At 66.1% G+C, this 20351-nt stretch carries 23 protein-coding genes; 12 read left to right on the top strand and 11 right to left on the bottom strand.

Features of this window, described 5'->3' with window-relative positions; translation table 11 throughout:
- The first annotated feature begins 83 nt into the window (after positions 1-83).
- A complete protein-coding gene (locus tag AC3A6G_RS11765; RefSeq protein ID WP_487858898.1) occupies positions 84-971 on the top strand; it encodes a ZIP family metal transporter in 888 nt (295 codons plus the stop codon).
- Positions 972-991: 20 nt separating this feature from the next.
- On the opposite strand, the gene AC3A6G_RS11760 is transcribed toward AC3A6G_RS11765, so the two are convergent.
- Positions 992-2425 (bottom strand): aldehyde dehydrogenase family protein, encoded by a 1434-nt coding sequence (locus tag AC3A6G_RS11760; RefSeq protein WP_487858899.1) that lies wholly within the window; start codon positions 2423-2425, stop codon positions 992-994.
- A 136-nt stretch (positions 2426-2561) separates the two neighbouring features.
- Here AC3A6G_RS11760 and AC3A6G_RS11755 point away from each other — a divergent pair, with 136 nt between their 5' ends.
- From AC3A6G_RS11755 to AC3A6G_RS11740, 4 genes are all read left to right on the top strand, one after another.
- Entirely contained in the window at positions 2562-4139 is a 1578-nt protein-coding gene (locus tag AC3A6G_RS11755) for a phospholipase D-like domain-containing protein (protein WP_487858900.1), read from the top strand.
- Positions 4140-4192: 53 nt separating this feature from the next.
- Entirely contained in the window at positions 4193-4564 is a 372-nt protein-coding gene (locus tag AC3A6G_RS11750; RefSeq protein ID WP_487858901.1) for a hypothetical protein, read from the top strand.
- Positions 4551-4781, top strand: coding sequence for a hypothetical protein (locus tag AC3A6G_RS11745; protein WP_487858902.1), 231 nt, complete (start codon positions 4551-4553; stop codon positions 4779-4781). Before AC3A6G_RS11750 ends, AC3A6G_RS11745 begins: the two co-directional genes overlap by 14 nt.
- Before the next feature lie 207 nt (positions 4782-4988).
- Positions 4989-5564: a hypothetical protein gene (locus tag AC3A6G_RS11740; protein ID WP_487858903.1), complete on the top strand. Its 576-nt coding sequence runs from the start codon at positions 4989-4991 to the stop codon at positions 5562-5564.
- On the opposite strand, the gene AC3A6G_RS11735 is transcribed toward AC3A6G_RS11740, so the two are convergent.
- Positions 5558-6403 (bottom strand): metal-dependent hydrolase, encoded by an 846-nt coding sequence (locus AC3A6G_RS11735; RefSeq protein ID WP_487858904.1) that lies wholly within the window; start codon positions 6401-6403, stop codon positions 5558-5560. The genes AC3A6G_RS11740 and AC3A6G_RS11735 overlap by 7 nt on opposite strands.
- Before the next feature lie 106 nt (positions 6404-6509).
- Between AC3A6G_RS11735 and AC3A6G_RS11730 the strand changes: the two genes are divergently transcribed.
- The gene (locus AC3A6G_RS11730) at positions 6510-7139 is read left to right on the top strand and encodes a TetR/AcrR family transcriptional regulator (protein ID WP_487858905.1); all 630 of its coding nucleotides are present in this window, start codon (positions 6510-6512) and stop codon (positions 7137-7139) included.
- A gap of 22 nt (positions 7140-7161) precedes the next feature.
- On the opposite strand, the gene AC3A6G_RS11725 is transcribed toward AC3A6G_RS11730, so the two are convergent.
- Entirely contained in the window at positions 7162-7530 is a 369-nt protein-coding gene (locus AC3A6G_RS11725) for a nuclear transport factor 2 family protein (RefSeq protein WP_487858906.1), read from the bottom strand.
- A complete protein-coding gene (locus AC3A6G_RS11720; protein WP_487858907.1) occupies positions 7530-9596 on the bottom strand; it encodes a sodium-translocating pyrophosphatase in 2067 nt (688 codons plus the stop codon). Before AC3A6G_RS11720 ends, AC3A6G_RS11725 begins: the two co-directional genes overlap by 1 nt.
- 257 nt (positions 9597-9853) lie before the next feature.
- Between AC3A6G_RS11720 and ppa the strand changes: the two genes are divergently transcribed.
- A complete protein-coding gene (gene ppa / locus AC3A6G_RS11715; protein ID WP_487858908.1) occupies positions 9854-10381 on the top strand; it encodes an inorganic diphosphatase in 528 nt (175 codons plus the stop codon).
- Between the two features lie 30 nt (positions 10382-10411).
- On the opposite strand, the gene AC3A6G_RS11710 is transcribed toward ppa, so the two are convergent.
- Complete coding sequence (locus AC3A6G_RS11710; protein ID WP_487858909.1) at positions 10412-11569, bottom strand: GNAT family N-acetyltransferase; 1158 nt, start codon at positions 11567-11569, stop codon at positions 10412-10414.
- Positions 11570-11645: 76 nt separating this feature from the next.
- Between AC3A6G_RS11710 and AC3A6G_RS11705 the strand changes: the two genes are divergently transcribed.
- Complete coding sequence (locus AC3A6G_RS11705) at positions 11646-11984, top strand: P-II family nitrogen regulator (RefSeq protein ID WP_487858910.1); 339 nt, start codon at positions 11646-11648, stop codon at positions 11982-11984.
- A gap of 27 nt (positions 11985-12011) precedes the next feature.
- Here AC3A6G_RS11705 and AC3A6G_RS11700 read toward each other — a convergent pair whose 3' ends face one another.
- Genes AC3A6G_RS11700 through AC3A6G_RS11675 form a run of 6 tightly spaced genes read right to left on the bottom strand, consistent with a single transcriptional unit; the run spans position 12012 to position 15445 of the window.
- Positions 12012-12605 carry an LOG family protein gene (locus AC3A6G_RS11700; protein ID WP_487858911.1) on the bottom strand — a complete coding sequence of 198 codons (594 nt, stop codon included), beginning with the start codon at positions 12603-12605 and terminating at the stop codon, positions 12012-12014.
- A gap of 31 nt (positions 12606-12636) precedes the next feature.
- Positions 12637-13050, bottom strand: coding sequence for a diacylglycerol kinase (locus AC3A6G_RS11695; protein WP_487858912.1), 414 nt, complete (start codon positions 13048-13050; stop codon positions 12637-12639).
- Complete coding sequence (locus tag AC3A6G_RS11690; protein WP_487858913.1) at positions 13047-13616, bottom strand: RDD family protein; 570 nt, start codon at positions 13614-13616, stop codon at positions 13047-13049. Before AC3A6G_RS11690 ends, AC3A6G_RS11695 begins: the two co-directional genes overlap by 4 nt.
- A 14-nt stretch (positions 13617-13630) precedes the next feature.
- On the bottom strand, positions 13631-14440 hold the full coding sequence (locus AC3A6G_RS11685; RefSeq protein WP_487873679.1) for a DUF3106 domain-containing protein: 810 nt from the start codon (positions 14438-14440) through the stop codon (positions 13631-13633).
- A gap of 19 nt (positions 14441-14459) precedes the next feature.
- Positions 14460-14882: a DUF3619 family protein gene (locus AC3A6G_RS11680; RefSeq protein ID WP_487873678.1), complete on the bottom strand. Its 423-nt coding sequence runs from the start codon at positions 14880-14882 to the stop codon at positions 14460-14462.
- Complete coding sequence (locus AC3A6G_RS11675; RefSeq protein WP_487858916.1) at positions 14879-15445, bottom strand: RNA polymerase sigma factor; 567 nt, start codon at positions 15443-15445, stop codon at positions 14879-14881. The genes AC3A6G_RS11680 and AC3A6G_RS11675 overlap by 4 nt, the downstream gene beginning before the upstream one ends.
- 283 nt (positions 15446-15728) lie before the next feature.
- Between AC3A6G_RS11675 and AC3A6G_RS11670 the strand changes: the two genes are divergently transcribed.
- The 4 genes from AC3A6G_RS11670 to pssA all read left to right on the top strand — a co-directional run bounded on the left by AC3A6G_RS11670 (position 15729) and on the right by pssA (position 20236).
- The gene (locus tag AC3A6G_RS11670; RefSeq protein WP_487863773.1) at positions 15729-17513 is read left to right on the top strand and encodes an acetolactate synthase 3 catalytic subunit; all 1785 of its coding nucleotides are present in this window, start codon (positions 15729-15731) and stop codon (positions 17511-17513) included.
- Positions 17514-17617: 104 nt separating this feature from the next.
- Entirely contained in the window at positions 17618-18109 is a 492-nt protein-coding gene (ilvN, locus tag AC3A6G_RS11665; RefSeq protein WP_012747479.1) for an acetolactate synthase small subunit, read from the top strand.
- A 150-nt stretch (positions 18110-18259) separates the two neighbouring features.
- Positions 18260-19276 carry a ketol-acid reductoisomerase gene (gene ilvC, locus AC3A6G_RS11660; protein ID WP_487858918.1) on the top strand — a complete coding sequence of 339 codons (1017 nt, stop codon included), beginning with the start codon at positions 18260-18262 and terminating at the stop codon, positions 19274-19276.
- A gap of 135 nt (positions 19277-19411) precedes the next feature.
- Complete coding sequence (gene pssA, locus AC3A6G_RS11655) at positions 19412-20236, top strand: CDP-diacylglycerol--serine O-phosphatidyltransferase (RefSeq protein ID WP_487858919.1); 825 nt, start codon at positions 19412-19414, stop codon at positions 20234-20236.
- The last annotated feature ends 115 nt before the right edge of the window (positions 20237-20351 follow it).

The raw sequence follows: 20351 nt of genomic DNA, 5'->3' as shown, positions 1-20351 counted from the left end.
CTCCTGCCTGACTACGCAGCAATCCGCATCGACGCAAAGGGCTCTTTTCAAGGCAGAAGGGCTTGCGAACCGTGTTTTTCCCCATGTTGCCGCTTGGCGATCTCTCGTTGCGCCAACGGATCGGCCTGGCGATCGTTGCCGCGGGTGTGCTCGCGCTGACCGTGCGCTTCTGGCAGTTCGTCGCGGGCGATCCCATCGCATCGAGCGCGCTCGCGGGCGGCCTGGTCGCCGCACTGGCCACCGCGCTCGGCACGCTGCCGGTGCTGTTCTCGCAGAAGCTCCCCGACCGCCTGCAGGACACGCTGTTCGGCTTCGGCGCGGGCGTGATGCTCGCGGCCTGCGCGTTCTCGCTGATCATCCCGGGGCTGGAGGCGGCGAAGGCGGCGCAGGTCTTCGGCGGCGGCGCGTGGGCCGCGGGCGGCGTGATCGGCGCGGCGATCCTGCTCGGCGGCGCGGCGCTGATGCTGCTCGACCGCGTGCTGCCGCACGAGCACTTCATCAAGGGCCTCGAAGGGCAGGGCGCGCACCGGCTGCGGCGCACCTGGCTGTTCGTGTTCGCGATCGCGCTGCACAACCTGCCCGAGGGCCTGGCTATCGGCGTGGGTTACGCGGCCGGCAACGGCGTGCAGGCGGACGCGCTGGCCACCGGCATCGCGATCCAGGACGTGCCCGAGGGGCTGGTTGTCGCCGTGGCGCTGCTCACGGCCGGCTACCGGCGCGGCTTTGCGGTGGCCATCGGCATGGCTTCGGGGCTGGTCGAACCCGTGGGTGCGGTGCTCGGCGCCGCCGCCGTCGGCCATTCGGCCGCGCTGCTGCCCTGGGGCCTGGGCTTCGCGGCCGGTGCGATGCTGTTCGTCATCAGCCACGAGATCATTCCCGAATCGCACCGCAAGGGGCACGAAAGCTTCGCGACCAGCGGGCTGATGCTCGGCTTCGTGCTGATGATGCTGCTGGACACGGCGCTGGGCTGAGTGTCCGGCAGCGGCTGGCTTCAGCCGTGCTTGATGGCCACCGTCTTGAGCGTAGTGAAGCCGTAGAGCGCCTCGAAGCCTTTTTCGCGGCCGTAGCCCGACGACTTCACGCCGCCGAAGGGCAGCTCGACGCCGCCGCCTGCGCCGTAGTTGTTGATGAACACCTGGCCGCTGCGCACGCGCTTGGCCATGCGGAACTGGCGCGCGCCGTCGGCGGTCCACACGCCCGCCACCAGCCCGAACTGGGTGGCATTGGCCAGTGCGACCGCTTCGTCCTCGTCGGCGAACTGCATCGCGGCGAGCACCGGGCCGAACACCTCTTCCTGCGCCAGCCGGTGGTTCACCGGCACGTCGCGCAGCAGGGTGGGGGCCTGGTAGAAGCCGGTTTCAGGCGCCTCGTCGACCACGACGCCCTGCGCCACCATCGGAATGCCGGCCACCTGGGCGTCGCTCAGGAAGTCCCACACGCGCTGCTGCTGGGTCTGGCGGATCAGCGGGCCGACGTCGAGGTCCATGGCGGCGGGGCCGACGCGCAGCGCCTCGAAGGCATGGCCGAGGCGCTCGAGCAGCGGCTCGTAGATGCCGCGCTCGATCAGCACGCGCGAACCGGCCGAGCAGGTCTGGCCTGCGTTCTGCACGATGGCATTGATGAGCACCGGAATGGCCGCGTCGAGGTCGGCATCGGCAAAGACGATCTGCGGGCTCTTGCCGCCGAGTTCGAGCGTGACGGGGCAGTGCCGCTCGGCCGCCACCTGCTGGATCAGCGTGCCGATCTTCGGGCTGCCGGTGAAGCTGATGTGGTCGATGCCGGCGTGTCGCGCGAGCGCATCGCCCACTTCGTGGCCGTAGCCGGTGACGATGTTGATCGCGCCCGCCGGAAACCCGACCTCGGCCGCGAGTTGGGCCACGCGGATCAGCGACAAGCAAGCGTCTTCGGCGGGCTTGACCACGCAGACGTTGCCCGCCGCCAGCGCGCCGCCCACGCTGCGCCCGAAGATCTGCATCGGGTAGTTCCAGGGAATTACGTGACCGGTCACGCCGTGCGGCTCGCGCCAGGTGAACACGCTGTAGCCCTCTTGGTAGGGAATGGTTTCGCCGTGCAGTTTGTCGCAGGCGCCCGCATAGAACTCGAAATAGCGCACCAGCGCCACCGCGTCGGCGCGCGCCTGCTTCACGGGCTTGCCGCAGTCGCGCTGCTCGATATAGGCAAGCTCGTCGACATGCTCGGCGATCTTCTGCGAGAGCTTGTGGAGCAGCCGGCCGCGGTCGGCGGCGCTTACCTTGTGCCAGACCCCCTCGAAACAGGCGCGGGCAGCGCGGACCGCGGTGTCGATGTCGTCTGCGTTGCTGCGCTGGATTTCGTCAAAAGGCTGGCCGTCGGAAGGATCGAGCACCGGCAGGGTGCGGCCCGAAGCGGACGGAACGTTGGCGTTGGCGATGAAGTTGAGTTGCATGGGGCGGGATTTTGCGCGAAGCGGCGCGGCGCCGCCGGGCGCGGGCGTCATCTCGCGCGACAGCATGAAACCGGCGCGGCCTCGCGTGCGTACCTGTACAACGACGCACATACAAAACAGAACGAGCGGGATCTTCATGACGACAGGCTGGAATCGACTTTGGCGCGCGGCGCTCGCGGGGCTGCTGCCCGCGCTGCTGGCCGCCTGCGGCTCGCTTCCGCCGGTTCGCGAGCGGCCGGCGGAACATGCGACTGCGCCCGACCCGGGCACCGTGCTGGCAAGGATCGCCGCGGCCTCGACGCCGCCGGGCGGGCACTCGGGCTTCCGGCTGATGCCGCTCGGCGTGTATTCGCTCGATGCGCGTGTGCAGCTGGCGCAGCGCGCCCAGCGCTCGCTGGTGGTGCAGTACTACCAGCTGGAGAACGACGCCACGGGACGCCTGCTGATGCGCGCCCTGCGCGAGGCCGGCGCGCGCGGGGTCAAGGTGCGCCTGCTGGTCGACGATCTCTACACCGCCAAGAGCCAGCAATTACTGCTGGCGCTGTCGGACGCGCCCAACGTGGAGGTGCGGCTTTTCAATCCGTTCTGCTGCGGCCGCGGCGGGCTGCTGTCGCGCTTCGCGGCGTCGCCGCACGAGATCGTGCGGCTCAACCATCGCATGCACAACAAGCTGTTCATCGCCGACGGTGCAATGGCGGTGGTGGGCGGGCGCAACATCGCCGACGCCTATTTCATGCTCAGCGAGGCACAGAACTTCATCGACATGGACGCGCTCGCGGTCGGCAAGGTGGTTGCGCAACTCGAATCGATCTTCGACGCCTACTGGAACAGCCAGCAGGTCTGGCCCGTGGCGGAGATCGTGCGCGGGGAGGGCGGCCGCACGCCGACCGGCGCCGACTTCGACGCCGCGATCGGCATGGCGGCGCCGCCGCCTCGGATCGTGTTGCCGTCGGCCGACGTGCTGGGCTATGGACCGATCTCCACAGAGCTGGACGTCGGGCGCATGGGGCTGTTGTGGGGCGAGGCACGCGCGATCGCCGATCCGCCGACCAAGCCGACGACCATGACGGCCAAGGAAGCCATTGCCACCAGCGTGACGATGCAGGTGTGGACGCTGCTGATGAATGCCAAGGTCCAGGTCGACCTTACCTCGCCTTACCTGGTGCCCGGCGAAGGCGGCATGGCGGCCTTCGAGGACCTTGCGCGGCGCAAGGTCAAGCTCACGCTCCTCACCAATTCGCTGGCCGCCAACGACGAGCCCCTGGTTCACACGGGTTACGTGCGCTACCGTGAGCGGCTGCTCCGAAGCGGCGCCGACCTGTACGAGCTGAGCCCGCAGCGCAGGCTGGCGGGCGATCGCTCCGGCATGTTCGGCAAGTCGCTCGGGCGGCTGCATTCGAAGACCGCCGCGATCGACGGGACGCGCATCTTCGTCGGCTCGATGAACCTCGATCCGCGCTCGGCGAGCCAGAACACCGAGATGGGGGTGGTGGTCGACAGCCCGCAGCTTGCAGGCGAGATGCTCCGGGTCATCAACATCAGCAAGCTGCAGAGCGCCTACCGTCTGCGTCTTGCCAAGGACACCGGTACGCTGCAATGGCTCACGACCGACGGCGAGAAGGAAATCGTCCTGACCGCTGAGCCGGAATCGGGCTTTTTGCAGCGGTTCTACAACATGCTCATCGCGCCCCTGGTGCCCGAAATGCTGCTGTAGCCAGCAGCCCCACCGGCGGGGCAGGCACTTGCATAGGCGTATGCTGCCCCCAGATGCAAACCATGAACACGACCCAAAATCCGTCTCCCAAGACCGATCTGGCAGTGACCCACGTGCTGGCTCAACTGCTGGAGCGACTCGAGCACAGCGCCGTTCCCGTTGGCGCCGAGCAGTACCGCTCGGTCGTCGAGCACCTGGTGCAGGAATTCAGCGACATCGAGCCCGGCGCCGAACTCGGCCGCCTGCTCGACGCTTATCCGGCCGCCGCCGAGGTGTACGAGAACCTCAACTACCAGCATGCCGGCCTCTGCCGCTCGGGCCTCGACGCGGCGCTCGCCGCCGAAGTCATCGCCAGCAAGGCCATCGAGCGCGCCAAGCGTCTCGCCATCGAACCCAGGAAAGACGAAGCCAATGGCCAAAGCTGAGGTCAAGACCGCCGTCGTCGAAGACGGCCTGCGTTACAAGTCCAAGACACCTGGATCGCCGTTTCGCGCGTCGGCGTCGTTCAGCGGCGCCACGATGTCCTGCTTCATGTGCGGCAAGCATCGCGTGCGCTCGCAGTTGCGCACGCGCCAGGTGCTCGGCAAGTCGCAGACCGTCTGCGCGCCGTCATGCAAGGCGCTCGACGAATCCTTGGGTTGACTGCCTCCTAGCAGCCGCGGCGGCACTGCCGCGACATGCCCCGCGCGAGCATTGCGGTTCTTCTTCCAAATCGAACGTGTTGGATATACAGTTAGACACAATTGATGCATTTCATTGCATCCATCAAAAGTTCTAACTCAACGACGGTCATGATTCTGGAATCGAGTCGAGGGCGCATTGCGCCATCCGACGCGCAAAGGACCTGCAATGAATAAATCGCGCCATGTGGTCATGCAGGTCGTCCGACGTTCGTCGGGCAGCGCAACGCACCATGTCGAATTCGCCATGGACGACATCTTCGCCGAGCGCCTGCGGCAATTGCGTTCGCTCGTTCCGCCGCTGGGCAGCCTCAACAGGCAGCGTGACCTGGTGATCGACAAGGTGCGGGTGCGGCTGCCCAACGCGGTGTGGCGCAGCGGGCGCGAGATCGACCAGGGGGTCGAGGGCTCCTGCATCGTCATTTCGTCCGAAGGCGCGTTCAATTGCGGTGGCAAGGACCGCCAGACGCGCGAAAAGCTCGTGACCTACAACTTCTCGATTTCGCGTTTGATCGAATTGCATGCCGAGCGTCCTGAGGGCGAAACGCTCTACATCCGCGACGGAACCTTCGCGAACGACGAGCCGGCCGAATCGGCCGCGGGGGGCTGGGTGGCGTCGCTGCACGAACTCGAAGCTGTGATGCGGGTGCCGGATGCCCCTTCGGACTTCGACACGTTGCACGACCTGGGCCTGCGCCCCGAGCAGAGCGCGGACACCCCCACGCGCGGCGCCATCTTCTACTGAACTACAGCCGCCGCGCCGGCGGCAGCGCCGACTGGCGTGTACTGCGCGCGGTTGTCCTCGAGCCAGCGCGCCGCGAGGCTGCTGTCCTGCTGCGCCGGGTGGAAATCAGGGCGGAAGTAGCTGCGCCAGGCGCGCCAGTTGCTGCGCAGCAGCCCGCCCCGGCCGAGCAGCACGCGCGCCGCGCTCTTCCAGGTCGCCCATTTCCAGAGTTGCCCCTCATGGCGCAGGTTGTCGACCGTCTGGCGCAGCAGGTCGCCGAGAAACATCACCGTCACGCGGCGGAACCAGCGCGTGCGCCAGGCATCGGAGCCGGCCGCGGCCTGGTAGATGTCGAAGGCGACCGTCTTGTGCTCGAGCTCTTCGGCGCTGTGCCACAGCCACATGGTGCGCAGGCGGGGCTCGGCGCCGTCCAGCACCTCGGGATGGACCAGCAGCCATTCGGCGAACATGGCCGTGAAATGCTCGGTCGCGGCGGTCACGGCCAGTGCGTGGCGGGGATCGGCACCTTCCATCAGCGCCAGCCGCCGGTTGGCACGCTCGGTCCAGCGGTCCACCAGGCCCTGGTTCTGCAGGTGCCCGTTGAAAAGCGCGTGGATGCGCCGGTGCGTGGCCTCCTGCCCGATGAAGCCGCGCACTTCTTCGCGGTGCTTGTCCTGCAGATCGGGTGGCAGTGCTGCGACAGCGTCCCGTACCGCATCGATGAAGAACTGCTCGCCGAAGGGGAAGCTCATCGACAGCGCGTTGAAGAAGGCGGTGGAGAATGCATCGCCGCCGCACCAGTTGCGGCCGAACGGCGTCTGCAGGTCGATCAGGAGGCGGCGAACGACGAGTGCGGTCATGAAACCATCCTTGGAAAATAAGTTGGTACATGTGCGTACCAATAGTCTATGGTGCCGGCGATAGCTGGTACCGTCAAGTACCAATGCGTAGGAAAATGTGCAATCCATGAGCAGCATCGCATTTGAAGAAGCGTCTCCGGCGGTCCCAGACAGTGAGTCGGGGCACTATGGCCGCTTGCTCGAAGGCATGGCGCGCGCAGTGGCGGCCAAGGGCTATGCGGACACGACCATCGCCGACATCGTCCGGGAGGCTGCGGTTTCCCGGCGCACCTTCTACGAGCACTTCACGACCAAGGCCGAATGCCTGGTGGCGCTCTACGAGGCGGCGAGCAAGCTCGCTCTGCGGGCGGTCAGCGAAGCCTTCGATCCGGCGCAGCCCTGGCACGCGCAGGTGGAGCGCGCGATCACGGCGTATTTCCAATACCTCGCGCAGGACCCACTGCTGCTGCGCACGCTGTTCGTCGAGATCCTGGGCCTCGGCATGCCCGGCCTGGCAGCCAGGCGTCGCGTCAATGCCGAGATCGCGCGCTTCATCCAGGACGCGATCAACGGCAGCGGTGGCGCCAAAGGCGGGCCGGCCGCGCACCTGACGGGCGAGATGGCCATGACGGTCGTCGGCGGCATCAATGAACTGGTGCTCCAGGCGATCGAAGAGGACCGCGTGGGCGACCTCGAGCGACTGGTGCAGCCGGCCACGCGCCTGGTGCGGGCGGTGGCGGCGGAGAGCGCGCGCTGAACGGCGCGGCGCGGCGGCAGGCTCAGGTCGGCTGGCGCTGCGCCGGGTCGTAGAAGAACTGCTCCTCGGCGATGCGCTCGCCGTCCCAGCGCTGCCAGGCGAGCTCTTCCATGCGCATGGTCTTGCCGTTCTTGAAGTGGAACTCGAACACCCAGCGGATCACCACGTGGTCGCCATTCACGAACACGGGCCGCACGCAGGTCGAGGCCACCGACGCGGTGCGGTCGAGCACCGCCTGCTCGTGGGCGACGAGCGTGCCGCGGCCGCGCCGGGGCTCGGCCTGGTTCTCGCGCATGGTCGCGTCTTCGGTGTAGTAGTCCTCTATCGCCTGTGCATGGGCGCCGCCCTGCACAGCGGCGATGAAGGACTCGAGCCGTTCTGGCGTAGGCATCAGCTGTGGAACTTGACCACCAGCGGCACGATCAGCAGCGCGACGATGTTGATGATCTTGATCAGCGGGTTCACCGCGGGGCCGGCGGTGTCCTTGTAGGGGTCGCCCACGGTGTCGCCGGTGACCGCCGCCTTGTGTGCCTCGGAGCCCTTGCCGCCGTGGTGGCCGTCCTCGATGTACTTCTTGGCGTTGTCCCATGCGCCGCCGCCCGTGCACATCGAGATCGCGACGAAGAGGCCCGTGACGATGGTGCCCATCAGCAGGCCGCCCAGCGCCTTCGGTCCGAGCAGCAGGCCGACCAGGATCGGCACCACCACCGGCAGCAGCGAGGGGATCATCATCTCCTTGATCGCCGCGCCGGTCAGCATGCTCACGGCCTTGCCGTATTCGGGCTTGCCGGTGCCTTCCATGATGCCGGGGATGTCGCGGAACTGGCGCCGCACCTCTTCGACCACTGCGCCGGCTGCACGGCCGACCGCTTCCATCGCCATGGCGCCGAACAGGTACGGGATCAGGCCGCCGATGAAGAGGCCGACGATCACCATCGGGTCGCTCAGGTTGAAGCTGATGTTGAGCCCGAAGCTCTCGAGCTTGTGCGTGTAGTCGGCAAAGAGCACCAGCGAGGCGAGGCCCGCCGAGCCGATCGCATAGCCCTTGGTCACCGCCTTGGTGGTGTTGCCGACGGCATCAAGGGGATCGGTCACGGCGCGCACGCTGTCGGGCAGGTCGCTCATCTCGGCGATCCCGCCGGCGTTGTCGGTGATCGGGCCGTAGGCGTCGAGCGCGACCACGATGCCGGCCATGCTCAGCATGGCGGTCGCGGCCACTGCGATGCCGTACAGGCCGGCGAGCCAGTACGAGGCCATGATGGCCACGCAGACGCAGATCACCGGCCACGCGGTCGAGCGCATCGAGACACCGAGGCCCGCGATGATGTTGGTGCCGTGCCCGGTGGTGGAGGCCTGCGCGATGTGCCGCACCGGCTTGTACTGGGTGCCGGTGTAGTACTCGGTGATCCATACCAGCGCGGCCGTGAGCGCCAGGCCCACGAAGCAGGCGCCGAACAGCTTGAGTTGGCTGCCGGTCGGAGCCACGGCATTGTCGGGAATCAGCCAGGCCGTGACGAACCAGAACGCGATCAGCGACAGGATGCCCGCGACCGCCAGGCCCTTGTAGAGCGCCGGCATCACGTTCGTCATGCCCGGCGAGGCCTTGACGAAGAAGCAGCCGATGATCGAGGCGATGATCGACACGCCGCCCAGCGCCAGCGGATAGAGCACTGCGTTGACCGGCGCGGCGACGATCATCAGCGAACCCAGCACCATGGTGGCGATGAGCGTGACCGCATAGGTCTCGAACAGGTCGGCCGCCATGCCGGCGCAGTCGCCCACGTTGTCGCCCACGTTGTCGGCGATCACGGCCGGGTTGCGCGGATCGTCCTCGGGGATGCCCGCCTCGACCTTGCCCACCAGATCGGCGCCGACGTCGGCGCCCTTGGTGAAGATGCCGCCGCCGAGCCGCGCGAAGATCGAGATCAGCGAGGAGCCGAAGGCGAAGCCGATCAGCGGGTTCAACAGGACCGAGAGGTTGCGGTCGGGCGTGAGGTTGCCGTTGCCGGCCAGGAACCAGTAGAAGACCGAGACGCCCAAGAGCCCCAGCCCGACCACCAGCATGCCGGTGATCGCGCCGCCGCGGAACGCGACGTCGAGCGCCGGGCCGATGCCCTGGGTGGCCGCCTGCGCGGTGCGCACGTTGGCGCGCACCGAGACGTTCATGCCGATGAAGCCGCAGGCGCCCGAGAGCACGGCGCCGACCACGAAGCCAACGGCCGTGGTCACGTCGAGGAACAGGCCGATGAGGATGGCCAGCACCACGCCGACCACCGAGATGGCGGTGTACTGCTTGGCGAGGTAGGCCGAGGCGCCGGCCTGGATGGCGGCCGCGATCTCCTGCATTCGGGCATTGCCCGGGTCCTTGGCGAGGATCCAACTTCGGGCCCAGAAACCGTAGCCCACGGCCACGAGGCCGCAGACGATGGCGAGGATGAGGGGGGCGTTGCCGATCATGCTTAGCTTCTCCATTCGTTCGTTGTGACTTGTGGAGACGGAAAGCGCAGGCCCGGGCGTGCGTGCAACGCGTACGGGACTGAGTTTTCCGCCGCGTTGCTTCCTCGAAGCTCGCTGCACCTGGGTGCGGAGCCGATTGGCCAACGACGGCAATTTACAGGCAAAAGCGCAAACGTGTGCGACCGGTCCGTGACGCGGAAAGTAAACTTCGGGTTTGTCCCCATCCCTCAGATACTTTCCAACTACTCGACAACGACATGGCCTTCGACAAAGTTTCCCCCGGCAAGAATGTTCCCGATGACTTCAACGTCGTGATCGAGATCCCCATGAACGCCGACCCGATCAAGTACGAGGTCGACAAGGAGTCGGGCGCGATCTTCGTCGACCGTTTCATGACGACCGCCATGTACTACCCGGCCAACTACGGCTACGTGCCGCAGACGCTGTCGGGCGACGGCGACCCGGTCGACGTGCTGGTGATCGCGCCATACCCGCTACTGCCCGGCGTGGTCGTGCCGTGCCGCCCGCTCGGCATCCTCCTCATGGAGGACGAGGCCGGCGTCGACGGCAAGGTGCTTGCCGTGCCGACCGACAAGGTGCTGCCGATCTACAGCCACTGGAAGTCGGTCGACGACGTGAACCCGATGCGCCTGAAGGCCATCAGCCACTTCTTCGAGCACTACAAGGACCTCGAAGTGGGCAAGTGGGTCAAGGTGATCGGATGGGAAGGCATCGACGCCGCCCGCAAGGAAATCGTCGACGGCATCGCCAGCTACAAGAAGTAGCCGCAGGCGCTCCCGCGAGGCCGCGCCGTTTCAGGCGGCCTTGAACGGACTGCGCTCGCCCAGGTGGTCCATGTAGTTGTCGATGCCTTCGCCTTCGCGCTCGAGAAAGCGCTCGACCGCATCGGCAAACGACGGATGGGCGAGCCAGTGCGCGCTGGTGGTCTTCACGGGCATGAGGGCGCGGGCCATCTTGTGCTCGCCCTGGGCACCGCCCTCGAAACGGCGCACGCCGTGTTCGATGCACCACTGCAGCGGCTGGTAGTAGCACGCCTCGAAGTGCAGACAGTCGACGCGTTCGAGCGCACCCCAGTAACGGCCGTAGGCCACCGTGGCCGCGCCATCCGACTGTGTGGCCAGCGCGATCAGGCTCGACGCGATCGGCCGTCCCTCGCGTTCGGCCACGAACAGCAGCCAGGCGCCGGGCATGGTGTCGGCCATGCGCTGGAAGAAGTCGCGCGTCAGGTAGGGCGGATTGCCGTGCTCGCGGTAGGTGCGCGCGTAGCAGCGGTAGAAGAAATCCCAATCGGCCGGCGCGATGTCGGCGCCGCGTGACCAGCGGAAGGTCACGCCCGCGTCTGCGACCTTGCGCCGCTCCTGGCGGATCTTCTTGCGCTTGTCATGCGACAGGCTCGCGAGAAAAGCATCGAAGCCCGCATAGGCCGCGTTGGTCCAGTGGAACTGCACCGTGTTGCGCAGCATCAGGCCCGCCTCGGTGCACGCGGCAATGTCGGCGGCGGCACCGAACAGCAGGTGCAGCGACGAGAGCCCCTCCTGCTTGCACCATGCGACGAGCGCCTGCACCAGCAAGGCACGGCTCGGCGCATCGCGCGCGAGGAGGCGGGCGCCGGGCACCGGCGTGAACGGTACCGCCACCACCGCCTTGGGATAGTAGGCCAGCCCATGCTGCTCGTAGGCGTTGGCCCAGGCCCAGTCGAACACGTATTCGCCGTAGGAATGCGCCTTGACGTAGACCGGGCAGGCCGCCATCAGCGCCTTGCCGCGCCAGAGGGTCACGAAGCGCGGCGACCAGCCGCTTTGGGGCGAGGCGCTGTCGCTCTCGTGGAGGGCTGCGAGGTATTCGTGGCGCATGAAGGGCGACGGATCGTCCTGGCTGGCGAGCAGTGCGTTCCACTCGGTCGGGCTCAGGTCCGACGGCGTCCCCAGCACCCGAATGACATAATCGTTCAAGCGTTTTTTCTTCCTTGCGTATGACGCGTTACCCTATCACCAGCCAGTTCAACGAAACCGCCGGAGCGCAGAAACCATGAAGCAGATCACCGCCATCGTCAAACCCTTCAAGCTGGAGGACGTGCGCGAGGCTTTGGCCGAAGTCGGTGTCACCGGCCTCACGGTGACCGAGGTGAAGGGTTTCGGCCGCCAGAAAGGCCACACCGAGCTCTACCGCGGTGCGGAGTATGTGGTCGATTTCCTGCCCAAGATGAAGGTCGAGGTCGTCGTGAACGAAGGCGACGTGGAGCGCTGCATCGAAGCCATCGTCAGCTCGGCGCGCACCGGCAAGATCGGCGACGGCAAGATCTTCGTCACGGACGTGGAGCGCATCGTGCGCATCCGTACCGGCGAAGAAAACGAAAACGCGGTCTGACCGCCTGCCCGCTGGCCGGCGCCTCGCTCAGAGGTTTTCAGCCAGGCGGTCGTCGCGCGGGTGCAGCGGCACTTCGGCGCGCAGCGCCGTCAGCAGTTGGGCGGCGTCGGTGCCGGTGCGGATGAGTTCCATCTGCCATTCGCCCATGAAGCCTTCGCGCACGCTGTGCGCCAGAAAGCCCAGCAGGCCGTCGTAGTAGCCCGCGGTGTTGAGAATGCCCGTGGGCTTGTCGTGGTAGCCGAGCTGGCGCCAGGTCCAGATCTCGAACAGTTCCTCGAAGGTGCCGATGCCGCCGGGCAGCGCGATGAAAGCGTCGGCGCGTTCGCCCATCATCGCCTTGCGCTCATGCATGGTGTCGACCACATGCAGTTCGTCGCAGAGCGTGTTGGCCAGTTCCCTGTCGACCAGCGCCTTGGGGATGATGCCGACGACGCGGCCGCCGGCATCGCGGGTGGCTTCGGCCACGGTGCCCATGAGGCCGGTTCGTCCGCCGCCGTAGACCAGTTGGCCGCCGTGGCGGCCGATCCATTGGCCGACGGCTTGCGCCGCTTTCGAGAACTCGGGCCGCTCGCCGGGGCGCGAGCCGCAATACACACAGATCGAAAATTCAGGGGTCGTCATCGCACCATCATGCCTCGGACAGCGGGCGCTTTCATGACGCGAAGCGCTGCCACAGCGCGGCCAGCCAGATCGCCCCGCAGAGCGTGAGCGACAGCAGCACCGCGGCGCTGCCCATGTCCTTGGCGCGCTTGGAGAGGTCGTGCCATTCGGGTCCGATGCGGTCGATCGCGGCCTCGACCGCGGTGTTGAGCAGCTCGACGATCATCACCAGGATGGCGCTGCCCGCGAGCAGCGCCACCTCGACCCAGCTGCGGCCGAGCCAGAAAGAGGCGGGAATCATGACGATCGCCATGATGGCCTCTTGCCGGAAGGCCGGCTCGCTCCAGCCCGCCCGCAGCCCGTGCAGCGAGATCAGCGTCGCATGCCACACGCGTTCGAAGCCTTTGCGGGCCTTCTGCGGGTTGACGGCGGGGTCGGGAAGCTTGGATTCGGGCAAGGCACTCATCGGCGGGGGAGGGGCTTGGAAGTGACGAGCCGCGTGCCGGCCCAGGCGTCGTGCCAGAACTGGCGTTCGGGATGGAAGCGCGCCAGCAGGGCCCAGACGGCGACCCATCCGAAGAGCAGGACCATCGTCTCGGCCGCAGGGACGCCCAGGAGCGGATGCAAGGTCAGTGGCGGTAGCAGCCAGATCCAGCTCAGCAGGTAGCGTACGAAGGCGCGCAACTGCGTCACCGAGCGGCCTTGCTTGTCGACGATCCGAATGTTCCACGTCTTCATGCCAAGCGTCTGCCCCTTGGACCAGAACCAGACGAAATAGACGCCAAAGACCACGAAAAGATAGGCCAGCAGCAGCGGGCGGCGCGTCTCATCCATGGCGTTGCGCATCTGGCTCAGCGCGCTGAAAAGCCAACCAGCCATCATCGCCACAGCGAACAGCAGCATGCCCTCATAGAGCCAGCATGCCATTCGCCGCCACAGGCCGGGCACTTTCGAAAGAGGAGCGCTGGACGAAGGATCTGCGGAGGATGAGGAGGGATTCGATTCCGAAGTTTCGGAAGAATTTGGAGCCATCGAAGCCTTGGGATTCAGGGAGGCGAAGGCTGCTCGACGGCGGGGCCTGCGGGAGTTGACGATGAAGGCACGAGCACTTGCGCCTCGGCCGGGATGGGTTGGGAGGCCGCGCTGCGGCCTTCGGAAGAGGGTGGGGCCAGGACGGCCGCCGCCGGCATTGCGACCGGCGCGGGCGAAGACGGCGGCGCCAGCAGGATGCGCGGCGTGTGCTGTCCCGTGGGCGTGACGGCCGGCACCACGACGAGCTTCTGGGCCGGAACCGGCCGCACCGGGATCGCGGCACCACGCGGCCTGGCCGGCGCGCGTTCGGCGAGCCGGCGTTTCTCGTCTTCGCTCAGCGCCTGGTACTGCTCCCACTTGGCCTTGCGCTCGTCGGCCGGCACGCGCTTCACTTCGGCGAAGTTGAGTCGCGCCTGGGCGCGCTGCCGGTTGCTCAACGCGGTCCATTCGATCATGCGGCTGTGCAGCGTGGTCTGGTCATCGGCCGACATCTTCGCGTAATTGCGTGACAAAGCGAGCCACTTGCGCTTGTGCCCGGCATTCAGTGCGTGCCAATGCGAGGCAAGCGGCTGAAGGGCCTCCTGCTGTTCGGCCGTGAGCTCGCTCCAGGCGGGGCGGGTGGTCTGCGCCGTTTTTGCGGTGGCTACCGACGCGGCCTGCGTGGTGTCCCGTCCCCGGCTGGACGATCCGTCCAACGACTGGGCGCCAGCCGACGTCAGCCCGAAGACAGCGATGGCGAGCACGCCCACCCAAACGCCCGCGCCCGTTTTGTGCGGGCGCAGGGTGCTGGGCGCAGGGGCGCGGAAGGCAAGGGGACGTCGCATGCGGGTTTCGGGGAGGTCGTCAGTCGGAGCCGCCACCTGACTTGAGGAACTGGGCAAAGCCGGGGTCCGTGTAGGCCGCCGGCGGAAGGTCGTCGGTCAGCAGGGCGGAATCGACCTCCGCGAGTTCGCTCGCACGGTCCTCGTCCTGCATCGCACTGATGGCGATCAGGCCCGCGACGAGCGCGACCAGAGGCACCACCGAGCCGATGCGGGTCCACCAGCCGCCGCCCATCGTGGCCACATGGGCCGACTGCATGACTGCGGGAGAGGTGCGCAACTGCGGCGCCTGCTTGCGCGCCGCGACGGCTTGCGCCCGCGCCACGCGCAGTCGCTCGCCGATGTCGTGCGGCAGTTCGTGGTTGCCCTCGGACAGGCGTGCAGCCACAAGCCGGCCGAAGCTGTCTTCGGCGGCGACGGAAGAGTTTGGAACTTTGGTGTTCATAGCGAAATTCCCTTGGCTTTGAGCGCTTTGCTCAAGGCGTGCACGGCGCGCGAACAGTGGGTCTTGACGCTGCCCTCGGAGCAGCCCATTGCAGCCGCCGTTTCCGCCACGTCCATTTCTTCCCAGTAACGCATCAGGAAAGCCTCTCGTTGACGGCCCGGCAAAGCCGCGATCTCCTGCTCGATCTCGCGGAAGATCTGCGCGCGCCGGGTCGTGTCCTCGGCACTTTCCGTCTCTCTGGAGTCGGTCGGGGAGACGAAGTTCTCCAGCAGGTCGAAATCGCCGTCCTCGCCGGCGGCCTCGAAGTCGCCGAGGTTGGAGAACAGCGCGCGGCGGGTCTTCTGCCGGCGGAACCAGTCGAGCGTGCAATTGGAAAGAATCCGCTGGAACAGCATCGGCAGCTCCTGCGGCGGCTTGTCGCCGTAGTGATGCGCCAGTTTCATCATGCTGTCCTGCACGATGTCGAGTGCCGCCTCCTCGTCCCGCACGTGATAGACCGAGCGCTTGAAAGCACGTCGTTCGACGCTCTTCAGGAAGTCGGAAAGTTCTTGTTCAGTGGCCAAGCGAGAGGGGACGCCGCAGGCGCCGCATGGGGAATGGGGTGTCTGGAAGCGCTTGTGTTTTTTCTGCGCGAATTATGCCTTCGCATGTTTTTCGTCCGCCGGCTCCGGCGAGGGCGGCAGCATCGATGTCATAATCCGCATTGCAATTCAAACGGCAAACGGGTCACGGTCCGGCGGAAAATCAGTCCGCCCATGGCTTTGGCCTCAAGTCCTGGCGCGGCCTCACAAGGGCTGGCAAGGGGCACCCAAGGTATTTCGTTCCCGAAATAGACAAAGGTTCATCATGGAAATCTCCAAGGCGGAAATTCTCTCCGCAGCCGCCGCGTCCTCCGGCGCCGGCAACGCACCGCAAGAACTCATGGGCGCTGAAGTGCTGGTCAAGGCACTGCAGGCCGAAGGCGTTCAGTACGTCTGGGGTTACCCCGGCGGCGCCGTTCTCTACATCTACGACGCGTTCTACAAGCAGGACACGATCCAGCACGTGCTGGTGCGCCACGAGCAGGCCGCCGTCCATGCCGCCGACGGCTATGCGCGCGCCACGGGCGACGTGGGCGTGGCGCTGGTCACCTCGGGCCCGGGCCTGACCAATGCGGTCACCGGCATCGCCACCGCCTACATGGACTCGATCCCGATGGTGATCATCTCGGGGCAGGTGCCGACCGCGGCCATCGGCCTCGACGCCTTCCAGGAATGCGACACCGTGGGCATCACGCGGCCGATCGTGAAGCACAACTTCCTCGTCAAGGACCCGAAGGACCTCGCGCTGACGATGAAGAAGGCCTTCCATATCGCACGCAGCGGCCGGCCCGGCCCGGTGGTGGTGGACGTGCCGAAGGACGTTTCCTTCAAGAAAGTGGTCTACACCGGCTATCCCGACAAGGTCGAGATGCGTTCGTACAACCCCGTGCGCAAGGGCCACGGCGGCCAGATCCGCAAGGCGCTACAGCTGCTCTTGAACGCCAAACGCCCGTATATCTACACGGGTGGCGGCGTGCTGCTGGGCAACGCCTGCAACGAGCTTCGTACGCTGGTCGACATGCTCGGCTACCCGGTTACCAACACGCTGATGGGCCTGGGCGCCTATCCCGCGAGCGACCGCAAGTTCCTGGGCATGCTGGGCATGCACGGCACCATCGAAGCCAACAACGCGATGCAGAACTGCGACGTGCTGCTCGCCGTGGGCGCGCGCTTCGACGACCGCGTGATCGGCAACCCGAAGCACTTCGCGCAGAACGAGCGCAAGATCATCCACGTCGACATCGATCCGTCGAGCATCTCCAAGCGCGTGAAGGTCGACATCCCGATCGTCGGCGACGTGAAGGACGTGCTCACCGAGCTGATCTCGATGATCCGCGAAAGCACCACCAAACCCGATGCCGGCGCGCTGGCCGACTGGTGGAAGACCATCGAGGCCTGGCGCGACCGCGACTGCCTCAAGTACGACCGCAACAACAAGGACGTGATCAAGCCGCAGTTCGTCGTCGAGACGCTGTGGAACATGACCAAGGACGCGGACACCTACATCACGTCCGACGTGGGCCAGCACCAGATGTGGGCCGCACAGTACTACCGCTTCGACGAGCCGCGCCGCTGGATCAATTCGGGCGGCCTGGGCACGATGGGTGTGGGCATTCCGTACGCCATGGGCATCAAGCTCGCGAAGCCCGATTCGGAAGTGTTCACCATCACCGGGGAGGGCTCGGTGCAGATGTGCATCCAGGAGCTTTCCACCTGCCTGCAGTACAACACGCCGATCAAGATCTGCTCGCTCAACAACCGCTACCTGGGCATGGTGCGCCAGTGGCAGGAGATCGAATACTCCGGCCGCTACAGCCACAGCTACATGGATGCGCTGCCCAATTTCGTGAAGCTCGCCGAGGCCTATGGCCACGTCGGCATGCTGATCGAGCGTCCACAAGACGTGGAGCCGGCGCTGCGCGAGGCGCGCAAGCTCAAGGACCGCACGGTGTTCATGGATTTCCGCACCGACCCCACCGAGAACGTGTTCCCGATGGTCAAGGCCGGCATGGGCATCACCGAGATGCTGTTGGGCTCCGAAGATCTCTGATCCTCGGCGCATTCGCTTAACTTTTTACTGACGAATCTATTGTCCGTCGAGCCCGCGCATTACCGTGCGCGGGGGAGGGCGGCGAGAAGAGGAGTCACGCAAACATGAAACACATCATTGCAGTGCTGCTGGAAAACGAGCCCGGTGCTCTTTCCCGCGTGGTGGGCCTGTTCTCGGCCCGTGGCTACAACATCGAATCGCTGACCGTCGCACCCACCGAGGATGCGAGCCTGTCGCGCATGACCATCGTCACCGCCGGCTCCGACGACGTGATCGAGCAGATCACCAAGCACCTCAACCGCCTGATCGAAGTGGTCAAGGTTGTCGACCTGACCGAAGGCGCCTACACCGAGCGCGAGCTCATGATGGTGAAGGTGCGTGCGGTCGGCAAGGAGCGCGAGGAGATGATGCGCATGGCCGAGATCTTCCGCGGCCGCATCATCGACGTGACCGACAAGAGCTACACGATCGAGCTCACCGGCGACCACGGCAAGAACGACGCCTTCCTGGAGGCGATCGACCGCAGCGCTATCCTCGAGACCGTTCGCACCGGCGCGAGCGGCATCGGGCGCGGCGAGCGCATCCTGCGGGTCTGACCCATGGCAAAACGGAGCTCGGTCGCTGCCCGTTCGGGCTGAGCTTGTCGAAGCCCCCGCGCGAGCGGGGACTGCATTGAGCCCTTCGACAGGCTCAGGACGAACGGCACAACAACACACTGCAACCCGCACATCTATCTGGAGAACATCATGAAGGTTTACTACGACAAGGACGCCGACCTCAGCCTCATCAAGGGCAAGACGGTCGCCATCATCGGCTACGGCTCGCAGGGCCACGCGCACGCGCAGAACCTGAACGACAGCGGCGTGAAGGTCGTGGTCGGCCTGCGCAAGGGAGGCGCGTCGTGGGACAAGGTCGGCAAGGCCGGCCTGCAGGTTGCCGAAGTCGCCGATGCGGTGAAGTCGGCAGACGTGGTCATGATCCTGCTGCCCGACGAGCAGATCGCCAACGTCTACAAGAACGATGTGGCCCCGCACATCAAGGAAGGCGCTTCGCTGGTCTTCGCGCACGGCTTCAACGTGCACTACGGCTTCGTGCAGCCGCGCGCCGACCTCGACGTGTGGATGGTCGCTCCCAAGGCGCCGGGCCACACCGTGCGCAGCACCTACACCCAGGGTGGCGGCGTGCCCCACCTCGTGGCCGTGCACCAGGACAAGAGCGGCAAGGCCCGCGACCTCGCACTGAGCTACGCCACGGCCAACGGCGGCGGCAAGGCCGGCATCATCGAGACCAACTTCCGCGAAGAGACCGAAACCGACCTGTTCGGCGAGCAGGCCGTGCTGTGCGGCGGCACGGTCGAACTGATCAAGGCGGGTTTCGAGACGCTGGTGGAAGCCGGCTACGCGCCCGAGATGGCGTACTTCGAATGCCTGCACGAGCTCAAGCTCATCGTGGACCTGATCTACGAAGGCGGCATCGCCAACATGAACTACTCGATCTCGAACAATGCCGAGTACGGCGAGTACGTCACGGGCCCGCGCATCGTGACCGACGAGACCAAGAAGGTCATGAAGCAGGTGCTGAAGGACATCCAGACCGGCGAGTACGCCAAGAGCTTCGTGCTCGAAGCCGCCGCCGGCCAGCCTGCGCTGATCAGCCGCCGCCGCCTGAATGCCGAGCACCAGATCGAGGTGGTCGGCGAGAAGCTGCGCGCCATGATGCCCTGGATCAAGAAGAACAAGCTCGTGGACCAGACCCGGAATTAAGCCCACCCCCAGGGTATCCTGCTTCGCAGGTCCGCCACCCCCTCGAGGGGGCACAAAGGCTGTCGAGTTTTCTCGATGGCCTTTTTCTTTTTGGGGGACGGAGTGCCCGGTAACGCTGAACTACACTTTGCCCCCATGCATGACGACACGCCCCTGATGCCCATCGAGCCGAAGAAGCGGCGCAAAGGCATCTACATCCTGCCGAACCTGTTCACGCTCGCAGCGTTGTTCGGGGGTTTCTATTCGGTTGTGATGGCGATGAACGCGCGATTCGACCTCGCGGCGCTCGGCGTGTTTGCCGCGATGATCCTCGACAGCCTCGATGGCCGCGTGGCGCGCATGACCAACACGCAGAGCGCGTTCGGCGAGCAGATGGATTCGCTCTCCGACATGGTGTCGTTCGGCGCGGCGCCTGCGCTGATCGCGTACGAGTGGTCGCTCAAGGGGCTGGGCCGCTGGGGCTGGATCGCGGCCTTCGTGTATTGCGCCTGCGCGGCGCTGCGGCTCGCGCGATTCAACGTCAACACCGGCGTGGTCGACAAGCGGTGGTTCCAGGGGCTTCCGTCGCCTGCGGCGGCCGCGCTGGTGGCCGGCTTCATCTGGCTCATGACCGAATGGGGCAAGCGCGGCGGCGAGGTGCTGTACCTCTCGTGGACCCAGATCACCTGGATCACCTTTGCCTTCACGCTCTATGCCGGCCTGTCGATGGTGACCAACGCGCCGTTCTACAGCTTCAAGGACATCCAGATGAAGAAGAGCGTGCCCTTCGCGGTGATCGTCCTCATCGCGCTCGGCATTGCCGTCATCAACATCCACCCGCCGACGGTGCTGTTCGGGCTGTTCGTGGCCTACGGCCTGAGCGGCTACGCGGTCTATGCGTGGCGCAAGGCCAAGGGGCAGCCGGCGAGCGTCATCAGCACGTCGACCGAAGAGCCCGACGAGCGCGGCTTGCATAACTGATGCAGGCTTGTGCTACATTCACAATCCTCATGACCAAGATTTCGCTGCTGGCCCTACTAGCCCTCCCTCACGGGCGGAGACGGTAGCGCACGCGCAAATCCCTCACCACGGCCCG

The sequence above is a fragment of the Variovorax sp. Soil_C_26 genome (assembly GCF_057657075.1).
The sequence above is the reverse complement of the archived record's forward strand: the minus strand, read 5'-3'. Positions and strand labels throughout refer to the sequence as shown.